The organism is Acaryochloris sp. IP29b_bin.148 (assembly GCF_028285565.1).
GTDB lineage: Bacteria > Cyanobacteriota > Cyanobacteriia > Thermosynechococcales > Thermosynechococcaceae > Acaryochloris.
The window spans coordinates 1-7,799 of sequence record NZ_JANQOY010000101.1; the positions used below are offsets into that span (position 1 = coordinate 1).

General features: G+C 50.1%; 6 protein-coding genes. 2 read left to right on the top strand and 4 right to left on the bottom strand.

Annotation, left to right across the window (positions count from 1 at the left end):
- Positions 1-92 precede the first annotated feature (92 nt).
- From tkt to pip, 4 genes are all read right to left on the bottom strand, one after another.
- A complete protein-coding gene (tkt, locus tag Q0986_RS09665) occupies positions 93-2,099 on the bottom strand; it encodes a transketolase (RefSeq protein ID WP_299408874.1) in 2,007 nt (668 codons plus the stop codon).
- A 149-nt stretch (positions 2,100-2,248) separates the two neighbouring features.
- Complete coding sequence (gene fabF, locus Q0986_RS09670) at positions 2,249-3,502, bottom strand: beta-ketoacyl-ACP synthase II (RefSeq protein ID WP_299408878.1); 1,254 nt, start codon at positions 3,500-3,502, stop codon at positions 2,249-2,251.
- Positions 3,503-3,590: 88 nt separating this feature from the next.
- On the bottom strand, positions 3,591-3,836 hold the full coding sequence (acpP, locus tag Q0986_RS09675; RefSeq protein ID WP_299408882.1) for an acyl carrier protein: 246 nt from the start codon (positions 3,834-3,836) through the stop codon (positions 3,591-3,593).
- 248 nt (positions 3,837-4,084) lie between these two features.
- Positions 4,085-5,035 (bottom strand): prolyl aminopeptidase, encoded by a 951-nt coding sequence (gene pip, locus Q0986_RS09680; RefSeq protein ID WP_299408886.1) that lies wholly within the window; start codon positions 5,033-5,035, stop codon positions 4,085-4,087.
- A gap of 168 nt (positions 5,036-5,203) precedes the next feature.
- Between pip and Q0986_RS09685 the strand changes: the two genes are divergently transcribed.
- Together Q0986_RS09685 and Q0986_RS09690 are read left to right on the top strand one after the other, a co-directional pair.
- Positions 5,204-6,112, top strand: a complete 909-nt coding sequence (locus tag Q0986_RS09685) for a CoB--CoM heterodisulfide reductase iron-sulfur subunit B family protein (RefSeq protein WP_299408889.1) — start codon at positions 5,204-5,206, stop codon at positions 6,110-6,112.
- Positions 6,113-6,240: 128 nt separating this feature from the next.
- Positions 6,241-7,635 carry a deoxyribodipyrimidine photo-lyase gene (locus Q0986_RS09690; RefSeq protein ID WP_299408892.1) on the top strand — a complete coding sequence of 465 codons (1,395 nt, stop codon included), beginning with the start codon at positions 6,241-6,243 and terminating at the stop codon, positions 7,633-7,635.
- Positions 7,636-7,799: the final 164 nt, after the last annotated feature.

The following is a 7,799-nucleotide window of genomic DNA, read 5'->3' on the forward strand; positions in this document are numbered from 1 at the left end:
CTTTAACCGCACGATGGCCAAGCCCTTCAATTGGAAATTTGCAGGGTTCACTGACGATAGATAAGCTGAATGGTTATTTCAGCCAGGCTGCACTAGCTCAGTAAATCCTTGGCTTTGGCAAGAACGTTCTGAACAGTAAAGCCAAACTGCTCTAAACAAGTATTTCCAGGAGCAGAAGCACCAAAACGATTGATGCTAATGGATTGGCCTTCAAAGCCAATATACCGATGCCAACCAAAATCGGCAGCGGCTTCTACTGCTAAACGCTTGGTAATCGCCTTGGGTAAAACGGACTCCTTATACTCAAGGGTTTGGGCTTCAAACAATTCCCAGGAGGGCATAGAGACTACGCGAACCTTCTTGCCTTCAGACCGTAACTGCTCAGCAGCTTGCTCACAAAGGTGGACTTCACTACCAGTGGCCAGCATGATCAGGTCGGGTGTGCCATCGCTGTCGGACATGATGTAAGCGCCCTTGGCCACGGCATCAATGGAGCTACCGGCTAAGTTAGGGAGGGCCTGACGCGTAAAGGCAATCAGTGTTGGGTATTTCCGACTTGCGATCGCAACTTTATAAGCCCCTGATACCTCGTTCCCATCTGCAGGTCGAATCACCGTCAGATTCGGAATGGCTCGCAAGGAGGCAATCGTTTCCACGGGCTGGTGGGTGGGACCATCTTCGCCCAGACCCACCGAGTCATGGGTCATTACATAAATAACCCCGGCTTCTGCCAGAGCAGAGAGACGAATCGCTGCCCTCATATAGTCGGCAAACACCAAGAAGGTGGCACAGTAGGGAATTAAGCCGGAATTATGCAAGGCAATCCCATTACAAATGGCCCCCATGCCATGCTCTCGAACACCAAAGCGGAGGTTGCGGTTGTTGTAATCTCCCTTTTGGAAATTCCCAGATTCCTTGATTTCAGTCAGATTAGAGTGGGTTAAGTCTGCCGAACCACCAATTAGCTCAGGTACAGATCCAGCTAAGGCATTAATGGTGATTTCAGAGTGCTTACGGGTAGCCAAGCCTTTGTCTGCTGGAGTGTAGCTGGGTAGAGCCTTATCCCAACCCGCTGGCAGTTCTCCCTTCAGCATGCGCTCAAACTCAGCGGCTTCCGTTGGGTGTTGGTTGCGATAGGAAGCTAGAACTCCTTCCCATTCAGATTCAGCAGTAGCCCCCCGATCCACTGCCTTACGGAAATGAGACAGCACATCCTCGGGAATATCAAAAGGCTCATGATTCCAGCCTAGATTCTCTCGGGTGGCTTTAATTTCTGCATCCCCAAGCGCGGCCCCATGAATCCCAGCCGTATCGGCTTTATTGGGGGACCCATAGCCAATGGTGGTGGTCACCTTAATCAGTGAAGGTTTATCCGTAACGGCTTTAGCTGCCTCAATTGCCTTCTGAATTCCGTCTAGATCGGTGTTGCCATTCTCAACGTGCTGGACATGCCAACCATAGGCCTCAAAGCGCTTGCCCACATCTTCTGTGAAGGCAATATCCGTGGACCCATCAATGGAAATATGGTTGTCATCATAAAGGGCAATCAGTTTACCCAAGCCCAAGTGTCCTGCCAAAGAACAGGCTTCTCCCGAAACCCCTTCCATATTGCAGCCATCTCCCAAAATCGCATAGGAGTAATGATCGACCAAGGTATGTCCAGGCTTATTAAACTTGGCAGCTAAATGAGCTTCAGCCATGGCTAAACCAACGGCATTGCAAATACCCTGTCCCAAGGGACCCGTTGTGACTTCAACCCCAGGGGTTTCAAAGTTTTCTGGGTGACCGGGCGTTTTTGACCCCCACTGCCGGAAATTCTTAATTTCATCAAGGGAAACGCTGTTAAATCCGGTTAGATGCAACAGTGCGTACTGCAACATGCAGCCATGCCCGGCAGACAGCACAAACCGATCACGATTAAACCAATAGGGGTTTTTGGGATTAAACCGCATAATTCGGTCCCAAAGCACATAAGCCATCGGGGCAGCCCCCATCGGCAAACCGGGGTGTCCCGATTTAGCTTTTTCAACGGCATCAATAGCCAGAAAACGAATGGAATTAATACAGAGTTCGTCTAGGGATTGGGTCGCTACAACCATAAGCTTGAATGTTTAATATTTACTGAACGTCAAGAAGGAATATGCTGCAAGAAAACGGCGTTGATTTTTGTTCTCTGCTAAGCCTCAAAAAGAGGCTTGGTACAGACAAGCCTCAAGGGTAAATGCCATCATGGCAAGTGAATCCAACATTAATCGGCATATTTGCGGAAGGCGAGGGTGACATTGTGGCCGCCAAAGCCAAAGGAATTGGAAAGGGCGACATCAACCGTTAATTTGCGGCTGGTATGAGGGATATAGTCTAGATCGCATCCTTCGTCAGGATTATCTAGGTTAATGGTCGGCGGAACTTGATCATGGGCAATGGCCATAGCGGTAGCCACCGCTTCAATGCCACCAGACCCACCCAACAGATGGCCCGTCATAGATTTAGTGGAACTAATGGCAACACGATACGCGTTATCACCGATTGCATGCTTAATGGCAGCCGTTTCGGTTGTATCGTTGGCGTTGGTGCTGGTGCCATGGGCATTGATATAGGTGATCTGATCTGGGGTGAGATTTGCATCTTTGAGGCATAGCTCAATAGCTCGAGCCGCGCCAACCCCGCCAGGGGAAGGAGAGGTCATGTGGTGGGCATCGCAAGTGACCCCATAGCCAATCAATTCAGCGTAGATTTTGGCACCCCGCGCGAGGGCATGCTCTAATTCCTCGATTAAAAGGATGCCAACCCCTTCTCCGAGGACAAATCCATCGCGATCCTTATCAAAGGGACGGCTGGCTTTCGTGGGTTCATCGTTACGAGAAGATAGGGCTCGACAAGCCGCAAATCCTGCCATGGATAAGGGGGTTACGGCTGCTTCGGTGCCGCCACAAATCATGGCTTTGGTATAGCCGCGCTGAACGAAGCGAAAGGCATCGCCAATGGCGTTAGAGCCAGCAGCGCAAGCCGTCACGGAACAGGAGTTGGGACCTTTCGCCCCCACATGAATCGCCGTTAATCCGGCTGCCATATTGGCAATCATCATGGGGATCATAAAGGGACTACAGCGATCGGGACCCTTGGTGAGGTAAATTTCCTGCTGATCTTCAAGTACTTTGAGGCCGCCAATTCCGGTGCCAATAATGATACCGATGTCGGTAGCATTGGTATCGTCAATCGTAAAGTCAGCATCCGCCAGGGCCTGTTTGCTAGCTGCCACCGCAAATTGAGCGAAGCGGTCCATGCGTTTGGCATCTTTGCGATCCATATAGTCTTGTGGATCAAACTCTTTCACTTCCCCAGCGATCCGACAGGCATGACGAGCAGCATCAAACCGGGTGATGGGACCAATCCCACTGCGACCTGCAAGCAACCCATCCCAGTAGTCAGCAAGGGTGTTCCCTATTGGAGTAATGGCCCCCAGCCCTGTTATTACAACGCGCTTACGCTCTTGATTAGTCATGATGGTCACATGTGATCGGCATAGGGTGTGAAAAATAAGGGGTTAATGGCGTTGCCCCCTTGAGCAAGCAACACCATTTGCAGAGCCGCTAAGCCTTGACTTTGCCAGCGATAAAATCGACAGCAGCTTGAACGGTGAGAATTTCCTCAGCAGCTTCGTCTGGAATCTCGATATCAAATTCTTCTTCTAGAGCCATAACCATTTCGACAACGTCCAGGGAGTCAGCATCTAGATCGTTCTGGAAACTTGCTTCTGGCTTGACTTTATCAGCATCAACACTCAATTGTTCAGCAACAATTGTTTTTACTTTGCCAAAAATTTCTGACTCACTCATTGGTTCTCATCATCTCTAAAACTACGCACTTTAGGAAAAGGACTCACTGTGACTATGACGCCAGCAGATTGCCGACTCTTCCCAAGCAAATTTCAATTGACATTGCTCGAAGAAGCAATGGCAGCAAAAGCTTAATCCATTCTTTCAGGATTTTAGCCATTCACTCCATAGTAATCTGAAACCGACCCTCTACAAGCATAGATCTTGTTTTATTGCCTCAGCATAAATCAAGTCTTAAACAAGTCGGCTTAAGGCAGGTGAACAAAACGTTCAGTGGCCTCGATCAGCGCACTACGAATCCCGGGTTCCGTAATGGAGTGTCCGGCGTCAGCAATAATCAGCAGTTCGGAATGGGGTAAACGCTGGTGTAACTCCCAAGCCGATATCACAGGACAAACCACATCGTATCGACCTTGGACAATAACAATGGGGAGATGCTGAATGTGATCGCACCCCCGTAGCAGCTGATCTTCGGTTTCCAGGAACCCTTTATTGACGAAATAATGGCATTCAATCCGAGCAAAGGCGGTGGCAAAGGTCTCTTCGCCACATTTTTCCCGCAAATCAGGGTCTGGCAACAGCTTGCTGGTGGTGGCCTCCCAAATCGACCAGGCTTTGGCGGCTTCTAGCTGAATCTCTGGATCATCACTGGTCAGCCGCTGGTGATAAGCATGGATTAAGTCATGGCGTTCTGCGAGGGGAATGGGCTGGAGATAGGCTTGCCAGGCCTCTGGAAAAAGAGCGCTGGCCCCCTGTTGATAGAACCAGTGCAGCTCTTGCGATCGCAGCATAAAAATCCCTCGCAAGATAAGCCCCACACAAGCCTCGGGATGGGTCTGGCTATAGGCCAATGCCAAGGTACTGCCCCAACTCCCGCCAAACACCACCCACTGTTCAATCCCTAAGTGCTGACGCAGCGTTTCAATATCGCTAACTAGATCCCAGGTGGTATTGCCTCGTAGTTCTGCATGGGGCGTACTCTGACCACAGCCCCGCTGGTCAAACAGCACTAAGCGCCATTGTTGCGGATCAAAATATTGTCGATAGACCGGATCAATACCGCCTCCTGGTCCACCATGCAAAAACACAGCTGGTTTTCCCTGAGGATTCCCCACTTCTTCGTAGTAGAGCGTATGGAGATCAGAAACCTGGAGTTTTCCCGTTGCATAGGGGGTAATCACAGGATAAAGTTCGCGCATTATTATAGGAACTCCAACAGTGAGTGTATGCCCTTCAAGACTAAGATGCCTGCCCACTGGACGAGCCAGATTTCACCATTTTTGTAATGTTCAATCACAGGCAACTTGAATTCTCCAGCCAACATGCTAGCGTTGCTCTAGCGTAGGCTTAGCATGAGTACTTTATAGATGTCGGTTCCAACACTTCAATATGCTTATTTCCCAGGATGTGTGGCGCAAGGTGCCTGTCGAGAGCTATATATGTCCACCCAGGAAATCACCCAAGCTCTGGGCATCAAGCTGATTGAATTGAAAAAAGCGGCCTGTTGTGGCTCCGGCACCTTTAAAGAAGACTCTCAATTACTCGAAGATACAGTTAATGCCCGCAATATTGCCCTAGCTGAACAGCTCAATTTACCGCTTCTGACCCATTGCAGTACCTGCCAGGGCGTGATTGGCCATGTCGATGAGCGCTTAAAAGAGGCCCAGTCAACCGACCCGGACTACTTCAATCAAATCAACAGTCTCTTGTCCGAGCAGCATTGCTCTCCCTATCAAGGGAGTACCGAAGTTAAGCATCTCCTCTGGGCCTTGGTCGGAGATTATGGCTTAGAAGCCTTAACGCTCCAGGTTAAGCGCAAACTCAGTGGTTTGAAATGTGCTGCATTTTATGGCTGCTATCTGCTGAGGGCTCAACAGTCCTTGCCCTTTGACGATCCCATTCATCCTTCTTCCATGGAGAATGTGTTTCTGGCCTTGGATGCCACCCCTACCTATTACTCAGGCCGGACCCAATGCTGTGGTTGGCCTCTTGCCAGCTATGCCACACCTCAGTCCTTTGCCATGGCCGGGGGCAGAATTCAGGCAGCCCTTGCGGCTGGGGCAGATTGTTTAGTGACCCCCTGCCCACTCTGCCATCTTAATTTGGATTCTCGTCAGCCCGAGGTGGAAAAGATGATAGGGACAACCTTGGGGTTGCCAGTGTTGCATCTACCGCAACTGGTGGGTTTGGCCTTAGGGATTGCCCCTCAAAAGCTTGGCTTGGACAAGCATGTCGTTTCTACCCAGCCTGTATTAGAGAAATTGGGATTAGCCTGATCTAACTCCATCACCCCACTGGCAATAGCATTCATCTATCTGAGCTGCCATCTCTCCATAGCTTTTCGACCGGACTCTGCGTTAAGACAAAAGATGTAGTCTTTTGTGGAGTTCTGTCAAAATCAGGGATGGCAAATTCGGTAATTGAGGATGAACGCATCCGACGCCTTAATCAACAGGATGTGCAACCCGGTCGCTATGTCCTGTATTGGATGCAGCAATCTCAGCGGGCAGAATACAACCATGCGTTGGAATATACCATTCAACGTGCCAATGCCCTCCAGCAGCCCGTAGTGGTTTGTTTTGGCCTGATGGCCGACTATCCCGGCTCTAACCTTCGCCATTACACCTTTATGTTGGAAGGTTTGCAGGATACCGAACAAGCGCTGATTCAACGGGGCATCAAATTTGTAATGCGCTATGGCAACCCGGATCAGATTGCTTTGGAGTTGGGGAAAGAGGCTTCGGTTTTGGTGTGCGATCGCGGCTATCTTCGTTTCCAACGCCAGTGGCGAGACAATGTCGCTCAAAATGCCCCCTGCCAAGTGGTGCAAGTGGAATCGGAAGTGGTGGTGCCTGTAGAAACTGCCTCCGTCAAAGCCGATTATGCGGCCCGCACCATCCGTCCTCGCATCCATCGCCACTTAGATCGCTTTCTGGTTCCGTTTGCCTCAACCCCCGTTCAGCACACCTCCCTCCATCTAGATCTAAAGACCTTAGATCTCAGCAATATCGAGGCTGTCTTAGCAAAGCTGCCCCTGGACTGCAGCGTGCCCCCTGTCAGTTCTCTATTCCAGGGCGGTACGACTCGGGCCAAGGAAATCCTAGAGCAATTCCTGCAAAAATCCTTTGCCATCTACGCCGATCATCGCAATCAGCCCCAGACGGATGATGTCTCTTATATGAGCCAATATCTGCACTTTGGCCAAATCTCCCCGTTATATTTGGCCTTGCAGATTCAATCTATGGGTAATGTTCCCCGCGATAATGTCGATACCTATATCGAAGAGCTGATTGTGCGGCGAGAGCTAGCCATGAACTTTGCCCATTACACCCCTGACTACGATGCCTATAGTTGTCTCCCCAACTGGGCCAAAACAACCTTAGATAACCATCGTCACGACCCCAGAACCCCCTGCTATTCCCTAGAACAGCTGGACGAATCCCGTACCGAAGATCCCTATTGGAATGCCGCCATGCGGGAAATGAAGCATACGGGTTATATGCATAACTACATGCGCATGTACTGGGGCAAAAAAATTATCGAATGGACGGCTACTCCAGAGCTGGCCTTCCAAACGGCCTTGGAGCTCAACAACAAATACTTTATTGATGGCCGGGATGCTAATTCTTACACCGGGGTGGCCTGGGTGTTTGGCGTCCATGATCGAGGTTGGCGCGAACGTCCTATCTTTGGCACCGTTCGCTATATGGCCGCTAGCGGTCTCAAACGCAAATGCAATATTGATGGCTATATTAAAAAGGTCAATCAGCGCGTAAAATCTCTGTCTCCGACTTCTTAGCACTGCATCAGTTCCTGAAAAGCAAAGCGATATCAGGACTCTAGATTGACACTAGGGTTGGAGGACCGTCTTCTGCTAACGTATCCAATAGTGTATCGCTAACGCATTATGGCTGAAGTACTGTTATTTAACGCCCTCCGTGACGCCATCGACGAAGAAATGGC

Bases quoted from the DNA above. Each gene is read 5' to 3' on its own strand.
- Q0986_RS09690 (WP_299408892.1), top strand. From the start codon at position 6,241: ATGGCAAATTCGGTAATTGAGGATGAACGCATCCGACGCCTTAATCAA.
- acpP (WP_299408882.1), bottom strand. From the start codon at position 3,836: ATGAGTGAGTCAGAAATTTTTGGCAAAGTAAAAACAATTGTTGCTGAA.
- tkt (WP_299408874.1), bottom strand. From the start codon at position 2,099: ATGGTTGTAGCGACCCAATCCCTAGACGAACTCTGTATTAATTCCATT.
- Q0986_RS09685 (WP_299408889.1), top strand. From the start codon at position 5,204: ATGTCGGTTCCAACACTTCAATATGCTTATTTCCCAGGATGTGTGGCG.
- pip (WP_299408886.1), bottom strand. From the start codon at position 5,035: ATGCGCGAACTTTATCCTGTGATTACCCCCTATGCAACGGGAAAACTC.
- fabF (WP_299408878.1), bottom strand. From the start codon at position 3,502: ATGACTAATCAAGAGCGTAAGCGCGTTGTAATAACAGGGCTGGGGGCC.